Here is a 25509-nt window from a genome sequence, read left to right on the forward strand (position 1 = left end):
CGGGGTTTTTGTTTGCCTCCGGACCCCGTGTCCGTTCCCTTCCGAACGTGTTGACTTCATGTCCGGGGAGGGCGTAGAACTGTCCTCGCACGACCGATCGGTCGACGAAGACGTCAGCGCGGGAGCCAGCCCATGTACGCACCGGAGCGCCACCAGGCCATCCTCCGGGTGGCGCGCGAGGCCGGCCGCGCCGAGGTCGCCGCGCTGGCCGACCTGCTCGACGTGACGCCCGAGACGATCCGCCGCGACCTGACCGTCCTGGAGCGCCGGGGGGTCCTGCGCCGCGTCCACGGCGGGGCCATCCCCGTCGAGCGCCTCGGCGCGGAGCTGGCCGTGCCCGAGCGTCAGGACGTCGCCGGCGCCGAGAAGGACCGCATCGCCAAGACCGCCCTGGCCGAGCTGCCCGACGGCGGGACCCTGCTCGTCGACGCCGGCACGACGACCGCGCGCTTCGCCGAGCTCCTGCCGACCGACCGGGAGCTGGTCGTCGTGACCCACGCCCTGCCGATCGCGCTGGTCGTGGCCAGCCGCCCGAACCTCACGCTGCACCTGGTCGGGGGGACCGTCCGCGGCCGCACCCTGGCGGCCGTCGGCGGCTGGGCCGAGCGGGCCCTGGCCGAGGTGTTCGCCGATGTCGCCTTCCTCGGCACCAACGCCCTGACCGTCGAGCACGGCCTCACCACGCCCGACCTGGCCGAGGCGGCCGTCAAGCGCGCCCTCATCTCCTCCGCCCGGCGCACCGTCGTCCTGGCCGACCACACCAAGTTCGGCCGCGACGACTTCGCCCACGTCGCAGACCTGGAGGCTGTCGACACCGTGATCACCGACACCACGACCGATCCCGACCTCGTCTCCGACATCGAGGCCGCCGGCCCCCGGGTCGTGCGCGCATGAGGTTCCTGACCGTCACCCCCAACCCCAGCGTCGACCACACGGTCGAGCTGCACGCCCTGACCCGCGGCGAGGTGCACCGCGCCCTCGCGGGGTCGGTCGAGGCCGGCGGCAAGGGCGTCAACGTCGCCCGGGTCCTGGCCCGCCACGGGCACGCCGCCGGCGCCGTCCTGCCCTCGGGCGGGGTCGACGGCACCCGGCTGGAGACCCTGCTGGCCCCGCAGGACGTGCGCGCCGTCACCGTCCCCATCGCCGGTTCCGTGCGGACGAACACCACGATCGTCGAGCACGACGGCACGACGACCAAGCTCAACGAACCCGGCCCGGAACTGCGCGCCGCCGACGTGGAAGCGCTGCAGGACACCGTGTCCCGCGAGCTCGCCGCGAACCCCGACTGGCTGGTGAGCAGCGGCTCGCTGCCCCCGGGGGCCCCGGCCGACCTGCACGCGCGGTTCGTGCGCGCCGCCCGCCGGCTCGGCGTCCGCTCCGCCGTCGACACCAGCGGCGCGGCCCTGGCCGCCGCCGTCGAGGCGGGCCCGGACGTCCTGAAGCCGAACGAGGACGAGCTCGCCGAGCTCCTGGGCCGGGAGCTGCACACCGTCGGCGACGTCGTCGCGGCGGCCGCCGAACTGCGCACCCGTGGCGTCGGCGAGGTCCTCGTGAGCCTCGGCGGCGCCGGTGCCCTCCTCGTCGGCGACGAGGGCACCGCGTGGGCCGGCGGGCCGGCCCTCGTGCCGCTGAGCACCGTCGGCGCCGGGGACTGCACCCTCGCCGGTTTCCTGCACGCGCGCGGGACCGCGACGCAGCGCCTGGCGACGGCCGTGGCCTGGGGACGGGCCGCCGTGCTGCTGCCGGGCAGCACCGTCCCCGGACCCGCCGGGACCTCCGCCGCGGCCGCCGCCGTCCGAACCCTCGACGACCCCCACCCCGACACCCTCGTGAAGGACCTCCAGCGATGACCGACCTGACCGCGCCCGAACTCGTCCTCGTCGACCTGCGGGCCACCGACCGCGTCGACGCGACCCGCCAGCTCGCCCGGACCCTCGCCGAGGCCGGCCGCGTCACCGACCTCGAGCAGTTCCTCGCCGACGTCGCCGCCCGCGAGCAGCAGATGGCCACGGGCATTCCCGGGGGCATCGGCCTGCCGCACGCCCGCTCCGCGGCCGTCACCGTCCCCAGCCTGGCCATCGGCCGCGTCGTGGACGGCGCGGGCATCGACTGGGGCGCCGAGGACGGCCCGGCGAACCTCGTCTTCCTCATCGCCGCCCCCGCCGAGGGCGAGGCCGACCACCTGCAGATCCTCGCCCAGCTCGCCCGCAAGCTCGTGCACGTCTCCTTCCGCCAGTCCCTCCTCGAGGCCCCCGACGCCGCCGCCGTCGCCTCGACCGTCATGAAAGAGGTGTACGGACGATGAAGTTCGTCGCGATCACCAGCTGCCCCACGGGCATCGCGCACACGTACATGGCCGCCGAGGCCCTGGAGCAGGCCGGCAAGGCCGCCGGGCACGACGTCCAGGTCGAGACCCAGGGGTCGGCCGGTTCGGCCCCCTTCGACCCGGCCGTCATCGCCGCCGCCGACGGCGTCATCTTCGCCGCCGACCTGGAGGTCCGCGACAAGGACCGCTTCACGGGCCTGCCGTCCGTCGACGTCGGGGTGAAGAAGGCCGTCGCCGACGCCCCCGGGGTCCTCGCCGCCGCGGTCGCCGCGGTCGAGGCCGCGCCCAAGGGCGCCCCCGCCCCGGCCGCCGGTCCCGCGCTGGCCACGAAGGTCACCTCCGGCGCCGGGGTCGGGACCCGCGTGCGCCAGTGGCTCATGACCGGGGTCAGCTACATGATCCCGTTCGTCGCCGCCGGCGGGATCATGATCGCCCTCGCCTTCCTCATCGGCGGGTACCAGATCACCGACGTCACGGCCACCGACCTCATCTCGGGGTTCGACCCGCTGTCCAGCCGCGACTGGGCCGGGCTGCTGTTCGTCCTGGGCGCCGCGGCCTTCGGGTTCCTCGTCCCCGTCCTGGCCGGGTTCATCGCCTTCGGCATCGCCGACCGCCCGGGCATCGCGCCCGGTTTCGTCGGCGGCACCATCGCCGTGACGGTCGGCAGCGGGTTCCTCGGCGGCCTCGTCGCCGGGTTCCTCGGCGGTTTCGTGGCCCTGGCCCTCGCGCGGCTGAAGGTCCCGAACGCGGTGCGCGGCATCATGCCCGTCGTCGTCATCCCGCTGGTCGCGACGTTCATCACCGCCGGCGCCATGCTCGTCGTCCTCGGCCGGCCCATCGCCTGGCTCATGGACGAGCTCACCGCGGGCCTGAACTCGCTGTCCGGCAGCGGCATCGTCCTGCTCGGCGTCATCCTCGGCGTCATGATGGCCGCCGACCTCGGCGGCCCGATCAACAAGGTCGCCTACACGTTCGCCACGACGGGCCTGGCCACCGTCGCCACCGCCTCCGGCAGCCCCGTCGAGCTGAAGGTCATGGCCGCGGTCATGGCGGCCGGCATGACCCCGCCGCTGGGCATCGCGCTGGCGACGTTCGTCCGCCGCAACCTGTTCACCGAGGCCGAGCGGCAGAACGGCAAGGCCGCGGTCCTGCTGGGGGCGTTCTTCATCACCGAGGGCGCCATCCCGTTCGCGGCCGCCGCCCCGCTGCGCATCATCCCCGCCGCGATGATCGGTTCCGGTCTCACCGGCGGTCTGACGATGGCTTTCGGCAACACGCTGCGCGCCCCCCACGGCGGCGTCGTCGTCTTCGGCCTCGTCGGCCAGCCCCTGCTGTACCTGGTGGCGATCCTCGTCGGCACCGCCGTGACCGCCGTGGCCGTCATCGTCCTCAAGGGCCTGCACCGCAAGGCCCCCGAGGCCCAGGCCACCCCCGCCGCCGCCCAGCCCGCGACCGTCTGAGGAGAACACCCGAGATGAGCACCCCCACCGCCACCCGCACCGCTGTGGTCGCCTCCCGCGTCGGCCTGCACGCCCGCCCCGCCTCGCTGTTCGTCCAGGCCGCCGCGGCCACCGGGCTGCCCGTGACCATCGCCGTCGGCGACGGCGACGCGGTCGACGCGCGCAGCATCCTCATGGTCATGGGCCTGGGCGCCAAGCACGGCGACCAGGTCACCCTGTCCGCCGAGGGCGAGGGGGCCGAGGCCGCCCTGGAGTCGCTCGCGACGCTGGTCGAGACCGACCACGATGCCTGAGCTGACCGGTGTCGGGGTGGGGACGGGGGCCGCGGTCGGCGTGGCCGTCGTCCTGGCCCCCGCCGCCCGGCCCCCGGCCGACGAACCCGCCGACCCCGGCGCCGGGCCCCGCGTCCGGGAGGCCTTCGAGGCCGTCGCCGCCTCGCTGCGCGACCGCGCGCAGCGCGCCGGCGGCACGACGGCCGACGTCCTGCAGGCCACGGCGCTGATGGCCGCCGACCCCGGCCTGCTCGCCGTCGTCGACCAGCGGCTGGCCGCCGGGGCCGGCCCGGCCACCGCCGTCGACCAGGCCGTCGAGCAGTTCTGCGAGGTGCTGGCCGCCTCCGGCCCGTACCTGGCCGAGCGGGTCACCGACCTGCGCGACGTCCGCGACCGCGTCGTCGCCCGGGTCCTGGGCCTGCCCGAACCCGGTGTCCCGCAGCTGAGCGGGCCGTCGGTCGTCGTCGCCCGCGACCTCGCCCCGGCCGACACCGCCGCGCTGGACCTGTCCCTCGTCGTGGGCATCGTCACCGAGCTCGGCGGCCCGACGAGCCACACCGCGATCATCGCGGCGCAGTTCGACATCCCCTGCCTCGTGCGCGTCGCCGGGGCCCTGGACCTGCCGGCCGGCACCGAGCTCGCCCTCGACGCCCGCGCCGGCACCGTGACCCCCGACCCCTCGCCGGCGCTGCGCGAGCAGGTCGCCGCCCGGGCCGCGGCCCGGGCGGCGCTGGCCGCGGCCGCCGGTGGGCCCGGCCGCACCGCCGACGGCACCGCGGTGCAGCTGCTGGCCAACGTCGGGACCCTCGAGGACGCCGAACGCGCTGCCGCGCAGGACGTCGAGGGCGTCGGCCTGTTCCGCACCGAGGTCCTCTTCCTGGACCGCAGCAGCGCCCCCACGCTGCAGGAGCAGACCGAGGCCTACGCCCGGGTGTTCACGGCGTTCGGGGACCGCAAGGTCGTCGTCCGCACGCTGGACGCCGGGGCGGACAAACCGCTGGCCTTCGTGGACGTCGCCGCCGAGGAGAACCCCGCCCTGGGCGTGCGCGGGTTGCGGACGGCCCGCCGGCACCCCGAGCTGCTGCAGACGCAGCTCGCGGCCCTGGCCGCGGCGGCCAAGCAGACCGGGACCACCCCGTGGGTGATGGCCCCCATGGTCTCGACCCCGGCCGAGGCCGCCGAGTTCGCCCTCACGGCCCGCGCCGCCGGGCTGGAGACGGTCGGCGCGATGGTCGAGGTCCCCGCCGCGGCGCTGCGCGCGCACCGGCTCGTCGCCGCGGGCCTGGACTTCGTGAGCCTGGGCACCAACGACCTGACGCAGTACGCGATGGCCGCCGACCGCCTCGAGGGTGATCTGGCCGACCTGCTGGACCCGTGGCAACCCGCTGTCCTGCAACTGGTCGCGGCCACCGGCTCGGTGGACGTGCCGGTGGGGGTGTGCGGGGAGGCCGCGCGCGACCCGCTGCTGGCCCTGGTCCTGGTGGGCCTGGGCGTGCGGAGCCTGTCGATGGCCCCGGCCGCGGTGCCCGCCGTCCGGTTCGCGCTGTCGCGCACGTCCCTGGCGACGTGCCGCGCGATGGCGGAGGCGGCCCTGTCGGCGGACTCCCCGCAGGAGGCGCGCGACCTCGCGGCGCGTTCGGCGGACCCGGACGTCCTGGCGCTGTAGCCTCGGGCCAGGATCCCTCGGCGGGACGTCCCCCCGGCCTCGCCGAGGGATCCGCAGCAACGGTGTGCCACCGGTGGAGGTGCGGGGTTTGCCCAGGGTCGTCGTGACGACCGCAGGTGGGGTGCGTGGGACGGCCGCCCGGCGCGGTGTCGTGAGTTTCCGCGGGATCCCCTACGCCGCCGCTCCCGTGGGGCCGCTGCGCTTCGCCGCCCCCGCCCCGCCGCGCAGCTGGCAGGGCGTCCGCGAGGCCCGCGACCCCTCGCCGGTGGCGCCGCAGGACCCCCGCTCGGGCTACGGCTGGACGCACGCGGCGGGCGAGGACCACCTCACGGTCGACGTGCACGTGCCGGCCGACTTCCCGCGCGACCTGCCGGTCCTGGTCTGGATCCACGGCGGCGGCTGGGTCTCGGGGTCCGGCTCGGCGCCGGGGTACCACCCCGGGGCGTGGGTGCGGCGGGGTTTCGTCGTGGTGTCGATGAACTACCGGCTCGGTTTCGAGGGTTTCGGCGCGGTGCCCGGGGCCCCGCACAACCGGGGGCTGCTGGACCAGGTCGCCGCCCTGCGCTGGGTCGCGGAGAACGTCCGCGCCTTCGGCGGCGACCCCGGCCGGGTCACGATCGCCGGGCAGTCGGCGGGAGCGAGTTCGGTGGCCGCCCTGATGTGCGCCCCGGCGGCGCGGGGGCTGTTCTCCCGGGCCATCGCGGCGAGCATCACGGGGGAGACGTACTCCGTGGCCCAGGCCGAGCGCGTGGCCGAGCGCGTCGCGCGCGCCGCCCGCGTCCCGAACTCCCGCGAGGGTTTCGCGGGGCTGCCGCCCGTGCGCCTGCTCGCGGCCTCCGACGCCGTCGCGCAGGACCTCGCGGCCGAGCCGGGCGCGGGCCCGCGCGGGGCGGTGCCCCTGATCTACCACCCCGTCGTCGACGGCGACGTCGTCGCCGGGCCCTTCGTGGAGGGTCCCCACGCCGGCGGGGACCCGGCCGTGCAGCTCCTCGTCCAGACCGTCGCCGACGAGTGGACCCTGTTCTCCCGCAGCGGGTTCGCCCCCGTGGCGCAGGACTTCGGGCAGGTCGAGGCGTTCGCGGCGGCCGTGGGCTTGCCCGCCTCGGCCGTCGCCGGGTACCGCGCCCTCATGCCCGGCGCCGACCCCGGCGCGGTGGGTGACGCCCTGCTGTCGGACGGCCTGTTCGCCGAGCCCTCGCGCCGGTTCGCCCGCGCCCACACCGCCCGCGGGGGCCGGACCCACCTGGCGCGCTTCACGTGGCGCTCGCCGTTCATGGGCGGCAGGTTCGGCGCGACCCACGCCCTCGACGTCCCCTTCGCCCTCGGGAACCCGCAGGCCATGGAACCGTTCCTGCACGCCGTGCCCGTCCTGCCGCTGGCGCGTCGGGTGCCGGGGGTGTCCGGGCACCTGCGGGGCCTGTTCCCGACCCCGTCGGCGGCGGCGCTGTCGCAGCGCCTGGTGCGGGCCTGGACGGGTTTCGCCGCCGACGGGGACCCCGGGTGGCCCGAGATCTCCCCGGCCGGGGTCCCCGTCCGCGTCTGGGGCGCCACCGACTCCCTGGAGCAGGTCCCCGACCCGCGCGAGCGGATCTGGGCCGGGGTGGAGTTCCGGCCCTACGACGAGGTCCTGGTCCGCGCGGGTGCGCCGTCGGCGGGGCCGGCGGGAGCGGCGTAGCGGCCCGGCCTGGCCCGCCACCCCGCCGGCGTCGTAGCTTCGCGGGATGACCGACACCGGCAACGACGTGGAACTGGGCCCCGTGCTGGCCCGCCGGCTCTCCTCCGAGCCCGCGGAGGTGCGCCGCGCCGTCGCGGTCCTGGGCGAGCTGCTGTCCGGCGGCAGCCGCAGCGCCACGACCGCCAACGGCTTCGTCGAGACCCACCTCGGCCTGGCGCACACCTCCCTCGTCTCCGAGCGCGTCGACCTCACGAACACCCGGGCGGTCTCGGTGGGGGCGGCGCTGGCCGACCTCGTGGACCTGCACGGCGCCGCCCTGGGCCCGGTGGAGGACGACGAACCGCCCACGTGGCAGCGCATCGACCTGCTCGACGAGCACGTCTCGGTGCCCACCTCGGCGGCGGCGTTCTTCCCCGCCGGCACGGCCACCACCGCCGACGTCGTCGTCCAGCTCGCCGAGCACGAGTACGAACCCCAGCCCGCCTCGCTGCGGGTGCTGTCCCGGCCCGGTGACCACGCCGCGGCCCGTTCCGTCGCCGACTCGCTGCTGGCCACCGCCCGCCGCGACAAGGGGTTCTACCGCGGTCGCGTCCTGCACGCCGACGCCCATCTGCCGCTGAAGCTGAAACCCACCGCGCTGGGCCCGGGGGGCCGGGAGGACCTGGTGCTGCCGGCGCACGTGTGGGCCGAGGTCGACGCCAACGTCGCGGCGCTGACGACCCGGGCCGGACTGCTGCGGGACCTGGGCCTGGGCACCAACCGCGGGGTGCTGCTGGCCGGTCCGCCCGGCGTCGGCAAGAGCGCGCTGAGCCGCGTCGTGGCGCGTGAGCTGGTGGGGGAGTTCACCGTCATCATCGTCGACGCGGCCGCGGCGTCGACGGTGCTGCGCCAGGTGTTCCGGGAGACCACGGACCTGGGGCCCTGCGTCGTCGTGCTGGAGGACGTCGACCTGTACCTGGGGGACCGCAAGGCCGGGGCCCGCGGCACCGCCCTGGCCGACTTCCTCGCCGTCCTGGACGGGACCGAGGAGTACCGCGACGTGCTGACCATCGCCAGCACCAACGACCCCGCCGCGCTGGACGCCGCCGCCACCCGCTCGGCCCGCTTCGACGCCGTCATCCACCTCGACACCCCCGACCAGGAGGCCTGCGAGGCCATCCTGCGCCGGCTGCTGGGCCGCTTCGGGCGCTCGGCGGTGGACTGCGCCGCCGTGGCGGCCGCGCTGCCGCCGGGGGTCACGGGGGCCGACCTGCGCGAGGTCGTGCGCCGCACGGTCCTCAGCCACGGCGCGGACCTGACGACCGGGGCCGTCCTGCAGGTCGTGCGGGACGGCCGCTGGCAGCCGGCGCCGCTGACGGGCAACTACCTGTGACCCCCCTCCCCGCTCGAAGCACGCTTCGGGCCCGGAGGGACGCCTCACGAGGGCGCGCAGCACGCTCCGGGCCCGGAGGGACGCCTCACGAGGGCGCTGACCGTGCTTCGAGCGGGGAGGGCGGGCTCCGGATCGCGGCACCCGCCGAGAACCCTCAGCCGAGGAACGCCTCGACGTCCAGCACCCCGCCGGCCGCCTCGAACTCCGCCCGCACGGCCGCCAGGAGACCGGGGTCGGCCAGCACGTCGAGCGCCGTCAGCGCCAGCCCCACGGCCCCGTCGAGCACGCCCGCGTCCCCGGTGGGCGAGCCCGCCGCCGCCGCGAACTCCGCGGTGTGCAGCGACACCTCCGGGGCGCTGATGCCCAGCATGGGGTGGATGGAGGGGACCCGGACGCTCACGTTCCCCAGGTCCGTGGACCCCGCGAGGGACTCGGGGACCACCCCCGGCGGCAGCGCGGTGCGCCCGCGACGGGCCTGGTGGGTGGTCCAGCGGGCGGCCAGCTCCCGGTTCGCCCGGATCGGCAGGTACGCCGGCTGCCGGTCCCACTCCAGCTCCACGCCCGTGCCCGTCATGGCCGCCGCGGCCCGCAGCACCAGTTCCACGCGCGAGCACAGGTCGGCCAGCGTCGCCGGCTCGGCCGAGCGGACGTAGTACTCCGCGCTCGCCGTCGCGGGCACCACGTTGGGCCGCTGCCCGCCGTCCACGACGATGCCGTGGACGCGGTCGCTGGGCGTGATGTGCTGGCGCAGCATCGCGATGCCGTTGTACCCGGCGACCACGGCGTCGAGGGCGTTGCGGCCCATGAACGGCTGCGCCGAGGCGTGGGCGGGCACCCCGCGGTACGTGGCGCGCACCTGGCGACGGCCCAGGAACGGCTGCACGGCCACGTCGTAGGAGAACGGGTGCAGCATGACGACGGCGTCCACGCCCTCGAACGCGCCGTCGCGGGCCAGGAACTCCTTGCCGCCGCCGCCCTCCTCGGCGGGCGTCCCCAGCAGGACCGCGGTGCCGGTGACCGCCCCGGAGCGCAGCGCCCCCGCGACCCCCAGGAACCCGCCGACGGCGGTGGAGCAGATGACGTTGTGCCCGCAGCCGTGACCGATGCCCGGCAGGGCGTCGTACTCGGCCAGGAAGGCGACCGTGGGCCCGGGCCCGTTCGCCACGACGGCCCGTAGCGCCGTGCCCAGCCCGTGCACCCCCACCTCGGCCTCGACCCCGTGCCGGACCAGGACGGCGGCGACGGCCCCCGCCGACCGGTGCTCGGCGAAGGCCTCCTCGGGGTGGGCGTGCAGGTCGTGGCTCAGCGCCAGCAGCTCCGGTCCCAGGTCCTGCACCGCGGCCTCGACCGCGGCCAGCGCCTCCTCCGGCGCGCCCTCGTGGTCGCTGGACAGCGGCGTCGCGGTGGCCGCGGCCCGTTCGATCGCGGCCCGCACCCCGTCCAGGTACGTCGGGTCCGGACGGGTGGGCAGGGACTCGTCACGGGTCGGTGCGGCCATGGGGCACAGGCCTACCGCGCTACGACCGGGCGGGGCCAGCCGCCACGCCCGGCGCCGGCCCGCGCGGGGGCCCTCAGGACGTCGAGGGCGTCCCGCCCAGCGCCGCGACCGGCTTGTCCAGGGCCGTCCCGGACCCGTCGCGCCGCCCCTGCGCACCCGGCAGCGCCACCGCCGCACCCGTCGACGTCGCCGCCTCGGGGTTCGACCCCGCCCACGCCAGCAGCAGGGTGTCCTCCCCGCGGGCGAACCGGTGGCAGCGCACCCCGCCCGTCGCCCGCCCCTTGGACGGGTACTCCGACAGCGGCGTCACCTTCGCCGACCCCACCTGCGAGACCCCGCCGCCGGACTCCCCGGCGACCGTCACGACCACCGGGTCAACCGCGTCGGGGCCGACCGCCGACATCGACACCACGCGCGCACCGGGCGACAGCTTGATCCCCGCCATGCCCGCCGCGCCCCGGCCCTGCGGGCGCACCAGCGAGGCCGGGAACCGCAGCAGCTGCGCGTCGGTGGTGATGAAGACCAGGTCCTCCTGGCCCGAGGTCAGGCTCACCGCCGCGACGACCTCGTCCTTCTGCCGGGCGCTGAGGTCCTTCAGGGCGATGACGTCCACCTCGGGCCTGGTCAGCGGCTCCGGCAGGAGGCGCTTGACGACGCCGGAGGCCGTCGCGAGGGCGAAACCGGGGTCGTCGGGATCCTCCACGCCCGGCACCGGCAGCGGCACGATCGTCAGGGCCCGCTCGCCCTTGGCGAACGTCACGAACTCCTTCACGCCGGTCCCGCCGGACACGTTGGGCCGGCCCGCCACCGGCGGCAGCGTCGGCAGCTCCAGCACCGACACCTTCACCAGGCGCCCGGCGGAGGTGATGACCCCGACGTCCCCGCGGGCCGTGGCGGGGGCCACCGCCACGACGAGGTCGTGCCGCGACCGGCGCCCCTCGGTGCCCAGGGGCTCGATGGAGCTGGTCCGGGCCAGCAGGCCCGTCGAGCTCATGAGGACCCAGCACGGGTCGTCCTCGATCTCCAGCTGCGTCGCGCCCGCCGCGGGCGAGGGGCCGGAGGAGGTCAGCAGCACCGTCCGGCGCGGGGTCCCGTGCTCGGCGGCGACCTGGCCGAGCTCCTCGCCGACCAGCGTCCGCAGCTTCTGCTCGTCGGCCAGGATCGACTCCAGGTCGGCGATGAGCGCCTGCAGCTCCGCCTGCTCGCGCTCCAGCTCGATCCGGGAGAACCGCGTCAGCCGGCGCAGCTGCATGTCGAGGATGTACCGGCCCTGGTTCTCCGACAGCGAGAACCGCTCCACCAGCCGCGCCAGCGCCGCCGCGGCGTCGTCGGAGGACCGCACGATGGCGATGACCTCGTCGATGTCGACGATCGCCAGGAGCAGCCCGTCGACCAGGTGCAGCCGGTCCTGGGCCTTGCGCAGCCGGAACGCCGTCCGGCGCCGCACCACGTCCAGGCGGTGCCCGATGAACACCTCGAGCAGTTCCTTCAGCCCCAGCGTGCGGGGCTGGCCCTCGACGAGGGCGACGTTGTTGATGCCGAAGGACTCCTCCATCGGCGTCAGCCGGTACAGGTGCTCCAGCACGGCCTCGGGGACGAAACCGTTCTTGACCTCGATGACCAGCCGCAGGCCCTTGTGCCGGTCGGACAGGTCGGTGACGTCCGCGATGCCCTGCAGGCGCTTGTTCTTGACGTTGTCGGCGATCTTCTCGACGAGGCGCTCGGGCCCGACGCCGTAGGGCAGCTCGGTGACGACGATGCCCTGGCGGCGCCCGATCTTCTCGATCCGCACCGTCGCGCGGGTGCGGAACGTGCCGCGGCCGGTGGCGTAGGCGTCCTTGATGCCCTCCAGGCCCACGATGCGGCCCCCGGTGGGGAAGTCCGGGCCCGGGACGTGCCGCATGAGCGCCGGGAGGTCGGCCTCGGGGTGCTTGAGCAGGTGCCGGGCGGCGCCCACGACCTCGACGAGGTTGTGCGGCGGCATGTTCGTCGCCATGCCGACCGCGATGCCGCTGGCCCCGTTGACGAGCAGGTTCGGGAACGCCGCGGGCAGGACCCCCGGCTCCTTGAGCCGGTCGTCGTAGTTGGGGACGAAGTCGACGACGTCCTCGTCCAGGCCGGTCGTCATGAGCAGCGCCGCGGGCGCCATGCGCGCCTCGGTGTACCGCTGGGCGGCCGGGCCGGCGTCCAGGGAGCCGAAGTTGCCGTGCCCGTCGACCAGGGGCAGGCGCATCGTGAACGGCTGGGCCTGGCGCACCAGCGCGTCGTAGATGGCGACGTCGCCGTGCGGGTGCAGCTTGCCCATGACCTCGCCGACCACCCGGGCCGACTTCACGTGCGCCCGGACGGGGACCAGCCCCATGTCCTGCATCATGAACAGGATGCGGCGCTGGACGGGTTTGAGGCCGTCGCGGGCGTCGGGCAGGGCCCGGGAGTAGATGACCGAGTAGGCGTACTCCAGGAACGCGCCCTGCATCTCCTGCTCGACGTCGATGTCGACGATCCGTTCGCGGACGTCGTTCGGCGGAGGTGCGGATCGGCTGGGCATGCACGGCATTCTGCCGCCCCGCGCGGGGTCAGCCGCCCCAGGGCGCGCCGAACCGGCCGTCGTGCAGCGTGTCCGCGACCGTCCGCCGGTGCCGGCGCGAGGGCCGGGAGGCGTCGTCGGCCGCGGGGTGGCCCACGGTCAGCGCCGCCACCAGGCGGCGGTCGGCCGGGACGCCGAACGCCGCGAGCACCGCCTCCCGCGCCGCCGACGGCACCCCGAACAGGCAGGCCCCCAGCCCCGCGTCGACCGCCGCGAGCAGCACCAGCAGACCCGACATCGCCGTGTCGACGTCCGGCCAGGACACCTCCCAGCCGGCCGCGTCGCGGTCCGGCCCCGGCTTGTCCGCCGCGGCGTACCGGCGCGCGTACGCGCCCGGGTCGGCCAGCAGCAGCACCACCACCGGGGCCGTGCGCATCCCCGTCAGCCAGCGGTCGGCCGGGCCGGGCGCCGTCAGCGACCAGAAGCGCTCGCGGTCGGCCCCCGTGCGCAGCACCAGCAGGTCCCGGCCCTGGCTGTTGCCGGCGCTGGGGGCCCGCAGCGCCGCGCCCAGCACCGCCGTCAGGACCTCCTCGCCGACCGGTGAGCCGTCGTAGCGCCGGACCATGCGCCGTCCCCGCAGGACCTCCAGGAATTCCACCCCCGCATCCTCGTAGGATCGGGACCATGCCGCTGCCGCCCGTGGGTTACCCGACCCGGTGGGAGGCCGACGTGGCCCTGCGCGACGGGGGCACCGCCCACGTGCGGCCCATCCGGCCCGAGGACGCCGACGCCGTGGCCCAGTTCCACGACCGGCAGTCCGAGGAGTCGCGCTACTTCCGCTTCTTCGCCCCCATGCCGCGCCTGTCCCGGCGCGACCTGGCCCGCTTCACCCAGGTCGACCACGTCGACCGCGTCGCGCTGGTGGCCACCGTCGGGGACGACATCGTCGGCATCGCCCGCTTCGACGCCGCCCCCGTGCGCCCCGGCCGCCCCCGCTCGGCCGAGGTCGCCTTCAACATCTCCGACGCCCACCAGGGGCGCGGGCTGGGGTCGGTGCTCCTGGAGCACCTGGCCGCCGCGGCCCGCGAGCGCGGCATCCGCCGCTTCACCGCCGACGTCCTGCCCACCAACGCCAAGATGATCGGCGTCTTCCGCGAGGCCGGGTTCGAGGTCCGCCAGGGGTACTCCGACGGGGTGCTGGAGGTGTCCTTCGACATCCACCCCACCGAGCGCTCCGTCGACGTCATGCGCGCCCGCGAGCAGCGCGCCGAGGCCCGCAGCCTCAACGCCCTGCTGACCCCGGCGTCCGTGGTCGTGGTGGGGGCCCGGCGCACGCCGGGGACCGTCGGGCACCGGCTGCTGGCCGACCTGGTGGCCGGCGGCTTCGCCGGCACCGTGCACGCCGTCAACCCCGCCGGGGCGGGGGAGGAGCTGCTGGGGGTGCGGCTGCTGGCCTCGGTCCGCGACATCGGCCGGCCCGTCGACCTGGCCGTCGTCGCCGTCTCGCCCCCCTCCGTGCTGGCGGCCGTGGAGGACTGCGCCGCAGCGGGTGTGCGCGGCCTGGTGGTGGTCTCCAGCGGTTTCGCCGAGACCGGTCCCGAGGGCGTGGAGCTGCAGCGCCGGCTCGTGCGGATCGCCCGCGCCAACGGCATGCGGGTCATCGGCCCGAACTCCTTCGGCGTCCTGAACACCGCCCCCGACGTGCGGCTGAACGCGACGCTGGCCGAGGACGTCCCCCCGCCGGGGCGCTTCGGGCTGTTCAGCCAGTCCGGGGCGCTGGCCGTCACGGTGCTCAGCTCGGCGCACCGGCGCGGGCTGGGGCTGTCGACGTTCGTCTCGGCCGGCAACCGCGCCGACGTCTCCGGCAACGACCTCATGCAGTTCTGGCACGACGACGAGGCCACCGCCGCCGTCGGGCTGTACCTGGAGAGCGTGGGCAACCCCCGCAAGTTCAGCCGGGTCGCCCGCGGCCTGGCCCGGCGCAAACCCGTCATCGTCGTCAAGTCCGGCGCGTCCGGGTTCGGCGTGCCGCCCGGGCACACCGTGCGCCGCTCGCAGGTGCCGTTCGAGGTCGTCGACTCGATGCTGCGCCAGGCCGGCGTCATCCGCGTCGAGAACGTCCACCAGCTCTTCGACGTCGCGCAGGTGACCGTCGAGCAGCCGCTGCCGGCGGGGGCCCGCATCGCCATCGTCGGCAACTCCGACGCCCTGGGGACGCTGGCCGCCGACGCCTGCGTCAGCTGGGGCCTGCAGGTCGTCCACGGCCCCACCTCGGTGCACCCCCAGGCCGGTGTCGAGGTGTTCACCGACGCGCTGCGCCGGGCGTTCGCCGACCCCGGGGTCGACGCCGTCGTGGCCAGCTGGGTGCCCCCGACGGCCACCGTCGACGCGGCCGTGGCCACCGCCGTGGCCCGGACCGCGGCCGAGGGCGGCAAGACGTGCGTGACGTGCTTCCTGGGCACCCGGTCGGTCTCCGCGGCGCGCGTGGGGTCCCTGGGGGCCGAGGGGGCCGACGAGGACGACTGCCCCACCGTGCCCAGCTTCCCCACCCCCGAGGACGCCGTGCGGGCCCTGGCCGCCGTCGTGCGGTACGCCCAGTGGCGGCGCAAGGACCGCGGGCACCCCGTGGCCCCCGAGGGCGTCGACCTGGCCCTGGCCCGCACCGTCGTGGAGCACGCCCTGGCCGAGCACCCGGACGGCACCACCCTGGCCGGGGAGGCCCGCGACGCCCTCCTGGAGGCCGTGGGCATCCCCCTGCTGCCGCGCGCGGAGGTGCGCGGGGTGGAGGAGGCCCTGGAGGCCGCCGAGCGGTTCGGCTGGCCCGTGGCGCTGAAGACGGTGGGGGAGGCCCTGTCGGGGCGCCAGGACCTGCGCGGGGTCCGGCTGGGGCTGTCCTCGCCGGAGGCGCTGCGGCTGGCCGTGGAGGAGATGCACGGCGTCTTCGGGGCCGAGGCGCGCACCCTGGCCGTCCAGCCCATGGCCCCCCTGGGCGTGCCGTGCCTGGTCCGCAGCACCGAGGACCCCCTCTTCGGGCCGGTCCTGGCCTTCGGCGTCGAGGGCGACCCCATCGACCTCATGGGCGACGTGGCCTACCGGATCCCGCCGCTGACCGACGTCGACGTCGCCGACCTCGTCCGCTCGGTCAAGGCCGCCCCCAAGCTGTTCGGGCACCGCGGGTCCCCGGCCCTGGACGTGCCCGCCCTGCAGGACGTCGTGGCGCGCGTCGCGGTCCTGGCCGACGCCCTGCCCGAGATCGCCGAGCTGCGGCTGAGCCCCGTCCTGGTCGCCGAGCGGGGCGTGACGTGCCTGGACGCGGTGGTCCGCGTCGCCGCGCCGCAGGGCCGGGCCGACCCCGACCGGCGCACCCTGCCCCTGTGAACGGCCCCCTGGCGCCGCTGCGCGGGGGGCCGCGCCGGGTACGGGATGATGAGCGGATGCGCGAGCGCACCGACACCCGTGCCGGGTCCGACCTCCCCGTCGCCCTGCTCACCGACCTCGAACGGGCCGGGTACTACCCCGACCTCGTCGCCGACTGCCTGCGCACCGCCGTGGCGGGCGAACCCGTCGACGCGCACCTCGTGCACCCCGAGACGACCTTCGACGCCAACGAGGTCCGCCGGCACGTCACCGTGCTGGCCACCACCCCCACCCGCCTCGTCGTCGCCCACGCCGACGACCACGGCCCCGACGAGACCGCGAGCGAGCCCTACGCGGTCTGCTCGACCGAGTCGGTCGCCCTGTCCCGCGTGCACTCCGTCGTGGTGTCCCAGGTCGTGACCCGGCCCGCCGACCACCGGACCGGCCGGACCCCCGCCGAGGTCAGCCTCACCCTGGGGTGGGGCGCGGTGCACCGGGTCGACCTCGAACCGGCGTCCTGCCCCGACCCGGACTGCGAGGCCGACCACGGGTACACCGGCTCCCTGACCGGCGACGACCTGACCGTCCGCATCGCCAGCGCCGCCGAGGGCGCCGACGCGGTGTCCGCCGCGCTCGCCTTCGCCCGCGCCCTGTCGGCCGTCACGGCCCGCTGACCCGTGCTCCTGCCCGCCCCGGCGTACGGCCGCGACACCCTGGCCGACCTGCTGCCCGCGGTGGGCCGCGCCCTGGGGGTCCCCGACCTCGCCGGCGCGTCGCCGGAGCTGGTGCTGCCCGCGGCGCAGCGGGTCTGCTTCGTCCTCGTCGACGGCCTGGGGGAGCTGCTGCTGGCCGCGCGGTCGGGGCACACCGGCACCCTGCGGCGCTGGCGCGCCGACGGCCTGCACCGCGTCCTGACCGCCGGGTTCCCCACGACGACGGCCACCAGCATGGGGCTGATCGGCACCGGCCTGCCGCCCGGCGGCCACGGGCTGGTGGGCTACGAGGTGCTCGACCCCGACCGCGACGAGCTGCTCAACGAGCTGCAGTGGGACGCGGCCGTCGACCCGCGCCGCTGGCAGCCGCACACCACCGTCTTCCAGCGCGTCGCCGCCGCCGGGGTCGACGTCGTGCGCGTCGCCCCGCCGCACTTCGACGGTTCCGGGCTCACCGAGGCCGCGCTGCGCGGCGGCCGGTTCGTCGGCACCCCCGACCGGCTGCCGGCGCGCGTCGACGCCGCCGTCACCGCCGTGCGGTCCGCGCCGCGCCAGCTGACCTACCTGTACTGGGGCGGGCTCGACCACACCGGCCACGGCCACGGCGTGGACTCGGCGCAGTGGACGGCCGAGCTCGAACGCGTCGACGAGGCGCTCGCCGAGCTCGCCCGGCGCCTGCCGCGCGGGACGCTGCTCGTCGTCACGGCCGACCACGGGATGGTCGACGTCCACCCCCCGCAGCGGCTGGACCTGGCCGGCGAACCGGACCTGCGCAAGGGTGTCCGGCACGTCGGGGGAGAACCCCGGACCGTCCAGCTGTACACCGAACCCGGTGCGGCCGAACAGGTCGCGGCGACCTGGCGGTCGCGGCTGGGCACCTCGGCGGCGGTGCTGCTGCGATCGGAGGCCGTGGCCGCCGGCTGGTTCGGCCCCGTCGAGGACCGCGTCCGGGCCCGCATCGGCGACGTCCTGGCCGTCATGCGCGAGGACACCGCCGTGGTGGACTCGGACCGGATGCGACCGCAGACGCTGCGCCTCATCGGCCAGCACGGCGCGCTGTCGGACGCCGAGCGGCTCGTGCCCCTGTTCGTCGTCCCCTGCTGAGGGGCCGCCGGGGGCCTGGCCGCTGCGCCCCTCAGTCCTTCTTCGCGCCGAACATGATGTCGTCCCAGCTCGGGACGCTGGGGCGCTTGGCGCCCGAGGAGGCCCGGCGCGCCGACCGGTTGCGCCGGCGCGGGCCCCCGTTCTCCGCGGCGGGCTCGGCGGCGGGTTCGGCGGCCGGTCCTTCGGCGGGTTCGGCGGCCTGCTCGGCGGCCGGGGGCTCGGCGGGTGCGGTGGACTCGGCGGCGTCGGAGGGTTCCGCGGCGTCGTCCAGTTCCGCGGCGTCGTCCGGTTCCAGACCGTCCCCGGGCAGCACGGTCCGGTCCGGCAGGTCGTCGGGGGCGGAGTCGGCCGGGTGCGCCGGCGGCGGGTCCGCCGTCAGCGCGTCGACCCGGGGAGCAGCGCCGGCCGCCGACGACGGGGACGGCGAGGCGCCCTGACCGGGCCGGACACCGCGCACGGAGTCCAGCGCGTCCAGCAGCTCGTCGGTCTGGTTGGTCCGCACCCCGCCGTCGGCCTCGACGTCGTACACGCGCTCGGCGCCCGGCCGCGGGCTCTCCCCGGGGACGGACACCAGCCGGCGCGCCGGCAGCGGGCCGGGCTCGGTCGGCTCCTCCTCCGACAGCCACCGGGCCTCGTCGTCGTGGGCCGACAGCACCCGCGCGGCCGGGTCGAAGCCCCAGCGGGCGACGCGGCCGCGGCCACCGGCGACGAACTCGCACTGCACGACCCAGTCGCCCTCCTCGGTGCGCCAGGCGTCCCAGCGGGCCCCCTCGGGGTCCACCGCCCGCGCCGACAGGCGGGCCACGACGACCTCGTCGAGGCTGCCCCCGCCCGCACCGCGGCCGTACGGGGTGCGCCGCGCCAGGCCCGCCACGTGCGCGCGCTCGGCCAGCACGGGCCCCTCGTAGCGGCGCACGTGCTCCACCGTCAGCCCACCGGCCGCCGCGACGTCCTCGGCGGACTCCCCGGCGCGGATGCGCGCCTGGATGTCGCGGGGGCGCAGCTGCGCCTCCATCTGGATCTGCAGCTGCCCCAGCCGGGCGCGGTCGCGGCGCACCGCGGCCCGCAGCGCCTCGTCGACCCGCAGCCGGTAGCGGCTGCCGTCGGTGGCGACGAGCACGACGTGCTCTCCGTCGTCGTGAACCCCGACGAGCCTCAGGTCCTGCATGGGGGGCGCCCTCCCGGAAACGTGATGCGGGCCATCATCGCGGATGCACTCTGCCACCTCGCGCGCCGCCCCGCGTGGCCCCGGGCGCGTCCACCGCCGCGGGACGGGGATGATGGGCCCGTGAGCGACGCGAGCCCGTACGACGCCCTCCTCCTGCTGTCCTTCGGTGGTCCCGAGGGTCCCGACGACGTGATGCCCTTCCTGGAGAACGTGACGCGCGGGCGCGGCATCCCCCGCGAACGGCTCGAGGCGGTGGCCGAGCACTACCTGCACTTCGGCGGCAAGAGCCCGATCAACGACCAGAACAAGGAGCTGCTCGCCGCGCTGCGCCGCGAGCTGGACGCCCGCGGCCTGGGCGGACTGCCCCTGTTGTGGGGCAACCGGAACTGGGAGCCCTACGTCACCGACGTGCTGCGCGAGGCGCACGAGGGTGGGGCGCGCCGGGTGCTGACCGTCTTCACCAGCGCGTACTCGTCGTACTCCAGCTGCCGGCAGTACCGCGAGGACCTCGGCCGGACCCTGCAGACCCTGGCCGAGGAGGGGCGCCGCCTCGACGTCGACAAGGTCCGGCACTACTTCAACCACCCGGCGTTCACCGACGTCAACGCCGCGGCCGTCGCCGACGCCCTCGGGCAGCTGCCGGAGCAGGCCCGTGCGGGCGCCCGTGTGGTGTTCGTCACGCACAGCGTCCCGGACGCCATGAACGACGTCTCCGGGCCGCCCGCGGCCGGTGGCGGGGCCTACGTGCGCCAGCACCTCGACGTGGCCGGCGAGGTCGCCCGCCGCGCTTCCGAGCGGGCCGGGCGGACGCTGGAGTGGGACCTGGCGTACTGCTCGCGCAGCGGCCCGCCCACCCAGCAGTGGCTGGAGCCGGACGTCAACGACCACCTGCGCGCGCTGCACGCCGACGGGGTCCCCGGGGTCGTGGTGGCCCCGATCGGGTTCGTCAGCGACCACATGGAGGTCAAGTTCGACCTCGACACCGAGGCCGCCGAGACCGCCGAGGAGATCGGGCTGCCCTTCGCCCGCGCCGCGACGGTCGGGGCGCACGCGGAGTTCGTGGCCGGGCTCGTCGACCTCGTCGAGGAGCGCGCCGCGCAGGCCCGCGGTGAGGCGCCGGCCCGACCGGCCACGGGCGCCCTGGGGCCCTCGCACACGGTGTGCCCGGTGGACTGCTGCCGCAACCTGCGCGCCGACCTGCCGGCCGCCACGGGCGAGGACTACCGCAGCCCGGCTGTGGCGGGGGCCTGAGGCCGTGACGGTCCCAGACGCCCGGCAGGCCCCCGGCGCGGACGCCGACCCGGGGCGGCTGCGGGCCCTGGCCGTGGAGGTGGCCACCGCCGCCGGCGCGCTCGTCCACGACGGGCGCCCGGACCGGGTGGAGGTCGCGGCCACCAAGTCGAGCCCGACGGACGTGGTGACGGCCATGGACACCGCCTCGGAGCAGCTCGTGCGCCGGCTGCTGCGCGCGGCCCGCCCCCAGGACGGGTTCCTGGGGGAGGAGGAGGGCCACGAGCCGGGCACCAGCGGCCTGACGTGGGTCGTCGACCCCATCGACGGCACCGTCAACTACCTCTACGGCCTGCGGTCCTACGCCGTGAGCGTCGCCGTCGTGCGCTCGCAGGGGCGCCCCGACCCCGCGACCTGGACGGTCCTGGCGGGGGCGGTGGTGGACCCCTCGGCGGGGGAGACGTGGTCGGCGGCCCGGGGCGCGGGGGCCACGCTCACCGACGCGCGCGGCTCCCGGCCGCTGCGGGTGGGCCCGGGCCCGGACCTGGGCCAGGCCCTGCTGGCCACCGGTTTCGGCTACGACGCCGGGCGGCGCGCCGAGCAGGCCGCCGTCGTGGCCCGGCTGCTGCCCCGCGTGCGGGACCTGCGGCGGATCGGGACGGCCTCCCTGGACCTGTGCTCGGTGGCCGCCGGCCGCGTGGACGCCTACTACGAGCGGGGGCTGAACCCCTGGGACTTCGCCGCCGGGTGGCTGGTGGCGCACGAGGCCGGGGCCGTGGTCACCGACTTCGCCGGCGGCCCGGCCGGCGGCCACGGCCTCGTCGCGGCCGGTCCGGACCTGCAGCCGGTGCTGCGGGAGGCCCTGGACCTGGGCTGAGGCCGGTCCGGGGCCCCGCACCCGCCCGGACGTGCGCGGAGCCCGGCCCTCGGGTGAGGACCGGGCTCCGCGGGGACCGGGGTCAGGCGCGGGCGCACCCGGCCGGCGTCCGGACGCCGGTGAGGTCGATGAGCGTCCCGGGGCGGCGGTCGGCCAGGTAGGCGACCGTGTCGGGCAGCGCCACGTCCTGGGTGGCGGCGAGGTCCACGAGGGCCTCGAGGTCGTCCAGGAGGGCCTGGGCGAGGTCGTCGTCGCCGGCGGCGGCGGCGGAGTCGATCGTGGCGCGGGTGCGCTGGACGCGATCGGACAGTTCGGCCACGAACGTGGGCGAAGTCCCGGTCGACGGCGTGGTCAGGACGGTCACGTCGACGGGCGTGCGGTCTTCCTGCACGGGCACGGCACCTCCCTTGCGGGTGTCGGGAGCTCTTCTCGGCGGCGTTCCCCGGCGGGCGGGGACGAGCGGCCGGATCGGCGGGGACGCGAGCACACTACGTCGCCGGCGGCCGCGGGCCAACTCCCGCGGTGTCGGGGTGCGCAGCGCCAAACGCGTTGCGTGAGCAGCGATGTGCCGTGTGAGACGGGAGTGCGTCCCTGAGGGTGACGGCGGCCCGCACCGGCGCGCGACCCGCCCCGGTTCGAAGGACGCCCGGCGGTAGGCCATGATGCGTGCTCGCTCGTGGACCGCGCGGGCGAGGCAATGGGTGGGGAACGGGCGGACACCGGGCATGGAACGGCGTCGCGGGGCGTTGACCCCGCGGCACCGGGGCACCGGTGGAGGCACGACGAGATGGCATGGAGTGTGAGGCGAGGTCATGGCGACCGACTACGACGCACCGCGCAAGAACGACGACGAGCTGAACGAGGACTCCATCGAGGAGCTCAAGGCGCGTCGCACGGACAAGAGCTCGGGTGCCGTCGACGAGGACGAGACGGAGGCGGCCGAGGGGTTCGAGCTCCCCGGCGCGGACCTGTCGAACGAGGAGCTGTCGGTGCGGGTCCTCCCGCGTCAGCAGGACGAGTTCACGTGCACCAGCTGCTTCCTGGTGGTGCACCGCAGCCAGCTGCACGACTCCGGCGACGGCCGCATCATCTGCAACGACTGCGCCGCCTGATCTCGGCGGCCAGCCGCTGCGGGCGACGGGTCGAGACCACCCAGTAGGGGGTCGGGTCGGCCGGGTCGTCCAGGTGGATGCGCACCGCGGTGCCGATCCACGACCGGATCGCCAGGTGGGCCCGGGCGTCCAGCCCGGGCCCCAGCGCGGCCCGGCGCTCCTGCCGGGTCACGACGTCGACGCCGCTGACCACGTCCAGGGGCAGTCGCGCCCGGCCGACGCGGAACTCGGTGTCGGTCAGCCGCGTCGTCCACGCCAGGCTGAGCAGGACCCCCACGGCCGCGAGGGCGCCGACCGCGGCGCCCACGGCCGCCCCGCCGGGACCCCAGATGGGCAGCGCGACCAGCGCACCGCCCACGGGGGCCGGCAACCACGACAACCACGACGTCGCGGCGGGCCACCACCGCTCCCGCCCGTCCCACACCTGCTCTGTCCCGGGTCCGGGACGAGGGGCCCGCGTCACGCTCTGCACCCGCTCAGGGTCGCACGCGCGGGGGCGGGGGTAGGGTCGAGCCCCGTGACGCCCCAGCCACTCCTGCCCGTGGAGACGGTGCTCTCGGTCCCCGAGGCCCTGCCCACCTACGCCCACCCCGGCGACGCCGGAGCGGACCTGACCACGCGGGTCGACGTCGTCGTCGGCCCGGGGGAGCGCGTCAACGTCCCGACCGGCGTGTCCATCGCCCTGCCCGAGGGGTACGCGGCCTTCGTCGTGCCGCGCTCGGGCCTGGCCGCCAAGCGCGGTCTGACGACCCTGAACGCCCCCGGGACCGTCGACGCCGGCTACCGCGGTGAGATCCGCGTCACCCTGCACAACACCGACCTGCGCGAGGCCGTCGAGCTGCGGGCCGGCGACCGGATCGCCCAGCTCGTGGTCCAGCGGGTCGAGCGGGTGCGCTTCGTGCCCGTGCAGCAGCTGCCCGAGTCCGTCCGCGGCGCCGGGGGCCACGGGTCCACGGGGGGCAGCGACGCGCTCAGCCAGGCCCTCCAGAGCCAGGTTCTCCAGAGCCAGACCCCCGCCCAGCCCTCCGAGGAGCGACCGTGAGCCTGTTCCGCCGCCGCAAGGTCGCCGAGACCGTCGAGCCCGGGCCCGGCGCCGACGCGCCCGACGTCACCGGGTCGGCCACCACCGCCGAGTCCGGCGCCGAGCCCGCCACGCCCGCCTACGGGGTCGTCGACGACCCCGAGGCCCGCGCGGCCGCCGACGCGGCCTCGGACCTCCCCGGCGGTGCCGGGGGACCGGAGGGTGCCGCCGTCCCCGCGGGCGAGCCCTTCGACCGCTCGCAGGGCCCGTGGGACGTCTCCGAGGTCCCCGAGGACGACGGCCGGCTCGCCCTGGGCGGGCTGCGCCTGCTCGGCCGCGAGGGCATGGAGCTGCGCTTCGAGGTCGAGGAGGCCAGCGGCCGCGTCATCGCCGTCACGGTCGGGGTGAACGGGTCGACCGTGCAGCTGCAGGCGTTCGCCGCCCCCCGCAGCTCCGGCGTCTGGGACGAGATCCGGCACGAGATCGCCCAGGCCGTCGTCGCCCAGGGCGGGGCCGTCGACGAGCAGGACGGCGCCCTGGGGCGCGAGCTGCTGTGCCGGTTGCCGGTGCGCACCGAGGACGGCCGCACGGCCCACCAGCCCACCCGCTTCGCCGGGGTGGACGGCCCGCGCTGGTTCCTGCGCGCCGTCTTCGCCGGCCCCGCCGCGCACGACCCGGCGGCCGCCGCCGAGCTGGAGTCCGTGGTGCGCGAGACCGTCGTCGTCCGCGGCGCCGAGGCCATGGCCCCCCGCGAGCTCATCGCCCTGGAGCTGCCGCAGCAGCCCGACCAGGCGCGGCCGCAGCAGGCCCCGGAGGCCGGCGCGCGCGAGGAGCTCAAGCCGTTCGAGCGCGGACCCGAGATCACCGAGGTGCGCTGAGGTCCGCCCCGCCGCACCGCGGCGGGGCGGAACAGCAGCGCTTCGAGTGACGTTGACTGGTCATCACCTCCGGAGGGCCTACTGTGGGAGCCGTGTCGAAGTCCTCAGTGCTGAGCGCGCCGCTGTGGCGCCGTGCGCTCGCCCGTTTCACCGCCTCGGAATCGGACCTGGCGGCCGAGGAGGCCCAGGAGGACGCCGTGCGCAACGGCGGCACCCCCTGCGGCCAGATCCCCGACCGCACCCGGGCCTGTGTCTGCGGCACCCTGCGCTCGGTGACGCTCCGCCCGCGCGGCGGGGTCCCGGCGCTGGAGGCCGAGCTGTTCGACGGGTCGGGGTCCGTCCAGCTCGTGTGGCTGGGCCGGCGCAAGATCGCCGGTGTCGAGCCCGGTCGCCGCGTGAAGGCCAAGGGCCTGGTGGCCTGCGACGACGGCCAGCGGGTGATCTTCAACCCGGTCTACGAGCTCGTGTGCCCCGAGAAGGTCTGAGGGTCGCGTGAGCGGTCCGCGGACCGTCGAGGAACTCGTCCGGCAGCGCCTGTCGACCGCCCTCGGCGGGTGGCGCGGCCTGGTCGACTCGGCCGTGGCGCCGCTGGCGTTCCTCGTGGGCTGGCTGACGACGAAGGACCTCGCCATCTCCGTCGGGGCCTCGATCGCCGTGATGCTCGTCGCCCTCGTGGTGCGCGTCGCCCGGCGCGAGACGCTCCAGTTCGCCGTGGGCGGCATCGTCGTGACGGCCGTCGCGGCCTTCATCGCCTCCCGCACCGGCCGGTCGCAGGACGTCTTCCTGCCCGGGATCCTGCTCAACCTGGCCCTGGCGGTCGTCTTCGCCGTCTCCATGGTCACCCGCTGGCCCGTCGTGGGCTTCCTCGTGGGCGCCGTCACCGAGGAGCCCACCGCCTGGCGGCGGGACCGGGGCGTCGTCTCGCTGTGCCAGAAGCTGACCGGTCTGCTGCTCGCCGGGTACCTCGTGCGGGTCGCGGTGCAGCTGCCGCTCTACCTCGCCGGGAACACCACGGCCCTGGCCGTCGCCAAGCTCGCCCTGGGCTGGCCGTTGCTGCTGCTCGGCATCGTCGTCGCCGGCCTGGTGCTGCTCAAGGGCCGTACGCCGCTGCAGGCCGACCACGGCCCGGCCGGGGGACCCGCCGGTGGACCCGCCGGGGAGCCGGCGCAGCGCTGACCCCCGGTCCCGCACCGGAGCGCCCCGTCGGGCGCGGAGAGCCACCACGGGCACGGTGAGGCTCACCTACCTCGGCC

24 protein-coding genes are annotated in these 25509 nt (G+C 76.4%); 18 read left to right on the forward strand and 6 right to left on the reverse strand.

Features of this window, described 5'->3' with window-relative positions:
• The first annotated feature begins 132 nt into the window (after positions 1 to 132).
• The 8 genes from BJ968_RS20090 to BJ968_RS20125 all read left to right on the forward strand — a co-directional run bounded on the left by BJ968_RS20090 (position 133) and on the right by BJ968_RS20125 (position 8771).
• A complete protein-coding gene (locus BJ968_RS20090) occupies positions 133 to 894 on the forward strand; it encodes a DeoR/GlpR family DNA-binding transcription regulator (RefSeq protein WP_179754833.1) in 762 nt (253 codons plus the stop codon).
• Positions 891 to 1850, forward strand: a complete 960-nt coding sequence (gene pfkB / locus BJ968_RS20095; RefSeq protein WP_179754835.1) for a 1-phosphofructokinase — start codon at positions 891 to 893, stop codon at positions 1848 to 1850. Before BJ968_RS20090 ends, pfkB begins: the two co-directional genes overlap by 4 nt.
• The gene (locus tag BJ968_RS20100) at positions 1847 to 2305 is read left to right on the forward strand and encodes a PTS sugar transporter subunit IIA (protein WP_179754837.1); all 459 of its coding nucleotides are present in this window, start codon (positions 1847 to 1849) and stop codon (positions 2303 to 2305) included. The genes pfkB and BJ968_RS20100 overlap by 4 nt, the downstream gene beginning before the upstream one ends.
• The gene (locus BJ968_RS20105; RefSeq protein WP_179754839.1) at positions 2302 to 3786 is read left to right on the forward strand and encodes a PTS fructose transporter subunit IIC; all 1485 of its coding nucleotides are present in this window, start codon (positions 2302 to 2304) and stop codon (positions 3784 to 3786) included. The genes BJ968_RS20100 and BJ968_RS20105 overlap by 4 nt, the downstream gene beginning before the upstream one ends.
• A gap of 14 nt (positions 3787 to 3800) precedes the next feature.
• Entirely contained in the window at positions 3801 to 4079 is a 279-nt protein-coding gene (locus tag BJ968_RS20110) for an HPr family phosphocarrier protein (protein ID WP_179754841.1), read from the forward strand.
• Entirely contained in the window at positions 4072 to 5724 is a 1653-nt protein-coding gene (gene ptsP / locus BJ968_RS20115; RefSeq protein ID WP_179754843.1) for a phosphoenolpyruvate--protein phosphotransferase, read from the forward strand. Before BJ968_RS20110 ends, ptsP begins: the two co-directional genes overlap by 8 nt.
• Before the next feature lie 103 nt (positions 5725 to 5827).
• Positions 5828 to 7399: a carboxylesterase family protein gene (locus tag BJ968_RS20120; protein ID WP_179754845.1), complete on the forward strand. Its 1572-nt coding sequence runs from the start codon at positions 5828 to 5830 to the stop codon at positions 7397 to 7399.
• Positions 7400 to 7445: 46 nt separating this feature from the next.
• Positions 7446 to 8771 (forward strand): ATP-binding protein, encoded by a 1326-nt coding sequence (locus BJ968_RS20125; RefSeq protein ID WP_218885199.1) that lies wholly within the window; start codon positions 7446 to 7448, stop codon positions 8769 to 8771.
• Positions 8772 to 8925: 154 nt separating this feature from the next.
• Here BJ968_RS20125 and BJ968_RS20130 read toward each other — a convergent pair whose 3' ends face one another.
• From BJ968_RS20130 to BJ968_RS20140, 3 genes are all read right to left on the reverse strand, one after another.
• On the reverse strand, positions 8926 to 10269 hold the full coding sequence (locus BJ968_RS20130) for a M20 family metallopeptidase (protein ID WP_179754847.1): 1344 nt from the start codon (positions 10267 to 10269) through the stop codon (positions 8926 to 8928).
• A 73-nt stretch (positions 10270 to 10342) separates the two neighbouring features.
• Positions 10343 to 12817 carry a DNA gyrase/topoisomerase IV subunit A gene (locus BJ968_RS20135; RefSeq protein ID WP_179754849.1) on the reverse strand — a complete coding sequence of 825 codons (2475 nt, stop codon included), beginning with the start codon at positions 12815 to 12817 and terminating at the stop codon, positions 10343 to 10345.
• Positions 12818 to 12845: 28 nt separating this feature from the next.
• Positions 12846 to 13454 (reverse strand): nitroreductase family protein, encoded by a 609-nt coding sequence (locus BJ968_RS20140; protein WP_343078176.1) that lies wholly within the window; start codon positions 13452 to 13454, stop codon positions 12846 to 12848.
• Positions 13455 to 13480: 26 nt separating this feature from the next.
• Between BJ968_RS20140 and BJ968_RS20145 the strand changes: the two genes are divergently transcribed.
• Genes BJ968_RS20145 through BJ968_RS20155 form a run of 3 tightly spaced genes read left to right on the forward strand, consistent with a single transcriptional unit; the run spans position 13481 to position 17970 of the window.
• Complete coding sequence (locus BJ968_RS20145; protein ID WP_179754851.1) at positions 13481 to 16174, forward strand: bifunctional acetate--CoA ligase family protein/GNAT family N-acetyltransferase; 2694 nt, start codon at positions 13481 to 13483, stop codon at positions 16172 to 16174.
• A 56-nt stretch (positions 16175 to 16230) separates the two neighbouring features.
• Positions 16231 to 16827, forward strand: a complete 597-nt coding sequence (locus tag BJ968_RS20150) for a DUF5998 family protein (protein ID WP_179754854.1) — start codon at positions 16231 to 16233, stop codon at positions 16825 to 16827.
• Positions 16828 to 16830: 3 nt separating this feature from the next.
• On the forward strand, positions 16831 to 17970 hold the full coding sequence (locus tag BJ968_RS20155) for an alkaline phosphatase family protein (protein ID WP_179754856.1): 1140 nt from the start codon (positions 16831 to 16833) through the stop codon (positions 17968 to 17970).
• 31 nt (positions 17971 to 18001) lie between these two features.
• On the opposite strand, the gene sepH is transcribed toward BJ968_RS20155, so the two are convergent.
• Positions 18002 to 19138 (reverse strand): septation protein SepH, encoded by a 1137-nt coding sequence (gene sepH / locus BJ968_RS20160; protein ID WP_179754858.1) that lies wholly within the window; start codon positions 19136 to 19138, stop codon positions 18002 to 18004.
• Between the two features lie 120 nt (positions 19139 to 19258).
• On the opposite strand from sepH, the gene BJ968_RS20165 reads away from it, so the two are divergent.
• Positions 19259 to 20389, forward strand: a complete 1131-nt coding sequence (locus tag BJ968_RS20165; RefSeq protein ID WP_179754860.1) for a ferrochelatase — start codon at positions 19259 to 19261, stop codon at positions 20387 to 20389.
• 4 nt (positions 20390 to 20393) lie between these two features.
• Positions 20394 to 21245 (forward strand): inositol monophosphatase family protein, encoded by an 852-nt coding sequence (locus tag BJ968_RS20170; RefSeq protein ID WP_179754862.1) that lies wholly within the window; start codon positions 20394 to 20396, stop codon positions 21243 to 21245.
• A gap of 82 nt (positions 21246 to 21327) precedes the next feature.
• On the opposite strand, the gene BJ968_RS20175 is transcribed toward BJ968_RS20170, so the two are convergent.
• Positions 21328 to 21642 carry a hypothetical protein gene (locus BJ968_RS20175; protein WP_179754864.1) on the reverse strand — a complete coding sequence of 105 codons (315 nt, stop codon included), beginning with the start codon at positions 21640 to 21642 and terminating at the stop codon, positions 21328 to 21330.
• Positions 21643 to 22057: 415 nt separating this feature from the next.
• Between BJ968_RS20175 and BJ968_RS20180 the strand changes: the two genes are divergently transcribed.
• Positions 22058 to 22357 carry a DUF4193 domain-containing protein gene (locus BJ968_RS20180; RefSeq protein ID WP_106206830.1) on the forward strand — a complete coding sequence of 100 codons (300 nt, stop codon included), beginning with the start codon at positions 22058 to 22060 and terminating at the stop codon, positions 22355 to 22357.
• Here the strand turns inward: BJ968_RS20180 and BJ968_RS20185 are convergent.
• Positions 22332 to 22829: a DUF3093 family protein gene (locus BJ968_RS20185; protein WP_179754866.1), complete on the reverse strand. Its 498-nt coding sequence runs from the start codon at positions 22827 to 22829 to the stop codon at positions 22332 to 22334. The genes BJ968_RS20180 and BJ968_RS20185 overlap by 26 nt on opposite strands.
• A gap of 45 nt (positions 22830 to 22874) precedes the next feature.
• On the opposite strand from BJ968_RS20185, the gene dut reads away from it, so the two are divergent.
• The 4 genes from dut to BJ968_RS20205 all read left to right on the forward strand — a co-directional run bounded on the left by dut (position 22875) and on the right by BJ968_RS20205 (position 25432).
• Complete coding sequence (gene dut / locus BJ968_RS20190; RefSeq protein ID WP_343078177.1) at positions 22875 to 23399, forward strand: dUTP diphosphatase; 525 nt, start codon at positions 22875 to 22877, stop codon at positions 23397 to 23399.
• On the forward strand, positions 23396 to 24256 hold the full coding sequence (locus tag BJ968_RS20195) for a DUF3710 domain-containing protein (RefSeq protein WP_179754868.1): 861 nt from the start codon (positions 23396 to 23398) through the stop codon (positions 24254 to 24256). Before dut ends, BJ968_RS20195 begins: the two co-directional genes overlap by 4 nt.
• Before the next feature lie 83 nt (positions 24257 to 24339).
• Positions 24340 to 24741 (forward strand): single stranded DNA-binding domain-containing protein, encoded by a 402-nt coding sequence (locus BJ968_RS20200; protein WP_179754870.1) that lies wholly within the window; start codon positions 24340 to 24342, stop codon positions 24739 to 24741.
• Between the two features lie 7 nt (positions 24742 to 24748).
• Complete coding sequence (locus BJ968_RS20205; protein WP_179754872.1) at positions 24749 to 25432, forward strand: DUF3159 domain-containing protein; 684 nt, start codon at positions 24749 to 24751, stop codon at positions 25430 to 25432.
• Positions 25433 to 25509: the final 77 nt, after the last annotated feature.

Origin of the sequence: Kineococcus aurantiacus (genome assembly GCF_013409345.1) — a bacterium.
In the GTDB taxonomy this organism is placed as follows: Bacteria; Actinomycetota; Actinomycetes; order Actinomycetales; family Kineococcaceae; genus Kineococcus; species Kineococcus aurantiacus.

What these genes read in the sequence shown, in the direction of transcription:
- BJ968_RS20090 (WP_179754833.1), top strand. Translation starts at nt 133, where the DNA reads ATGTACGCACCGGAGCGCCACCAGGCCATCCTCCGGGTGGCGCGCGAG.
- pfkB (WP_179754835.1), top strand. Translation starts at nt 891, where the DNA reads ATGAGGTTCCTGACCGTCACCCCCAACCCCAGCGTCGACCACACGGTC.
- BJ968_RS20100 (WP_179754837.1), top strand. Translation starts at nt 1,847, where the DNA reads ATGACCGACCTGACCGCGCCCGAACTCGTCCTCGTCGACCTGCGGGCC.
- BJ968_RS20105 (WP_179754839.1), top strand. Translation starts at nt 2,302, where the DNA reads ATGAAGTTCGTCGCGATCACCAGCTGCCCCACGGGCATCGCGCACACG.
- BJ968_RS20110 (WP_179754841.1), top strand. Translation starts at nt 3,801, where the DNA reads ATGAGCACCCCCACCGCCACCCGCACCGCTGTGGTCGCCTCCCGCGTC.
- ptsP (WP_179754843.1), top strand. Translation starts at nt 4,072, where the DNA reads ATGCCTGAGCTGACCGGTGTCGGGGTGGGGACGGGGGCCGCGGTCGGC.
- BJ968_RS20125 (WP_218885199.1), top strand. Translation starts at nt 7,446, where the DNA reads ATGACCGACACCGGCAACGACGTGGAACTGGGCCCCGTGCTGGCCCGC.
- BJ968_RS20130 (WP_179754847.1), bottom strand. Translation starts at nt 10,269, where the DNA reads ATGGCCGCACCGACCCGTGACGAGTCCCTGCCCACCCGTCCGGACCCG.
- BJ968_RS20135 (WP_179754849.1), bottom strand. Translation starts at nt 12,817, where the DNA reads ATGCCCAGCCGATCCGCACCTCCGCCGAACGACGTCCGCGAACGGATC.
- BJ968_RS20145 (WP_179754851.1), top strand. Translation starts at nt 13,481, where the DNA reads ATGCCGCTGCCGCCCGTGGGTTACCCGACCCGGTGGGAGGCCGACGTG.
- BJ968_RS20150 (WP_179754854.1), top strand. Translation starts at nt 16,231, where the DNA reads ATGCGCGAGCGCACCGACACCCGTGCCGGGTCCGACCTCCCCGTCGCC.
- sepH (WP_179754858.1), bottom strand. Translation starts at nt 19,138, where the DNA reads ATGCAGGACCTGAGGCTCGTCGGGGTTCACGACGACGGAGAGCACGTC.
- BJ968_RS20180 (WP_106206830.1), top strand. Translation starts at nt 22,058, where the DNA reads ATGGCGACCGACTACGACGCACCGCGCAAGAACGACGACGAGCTGAAC.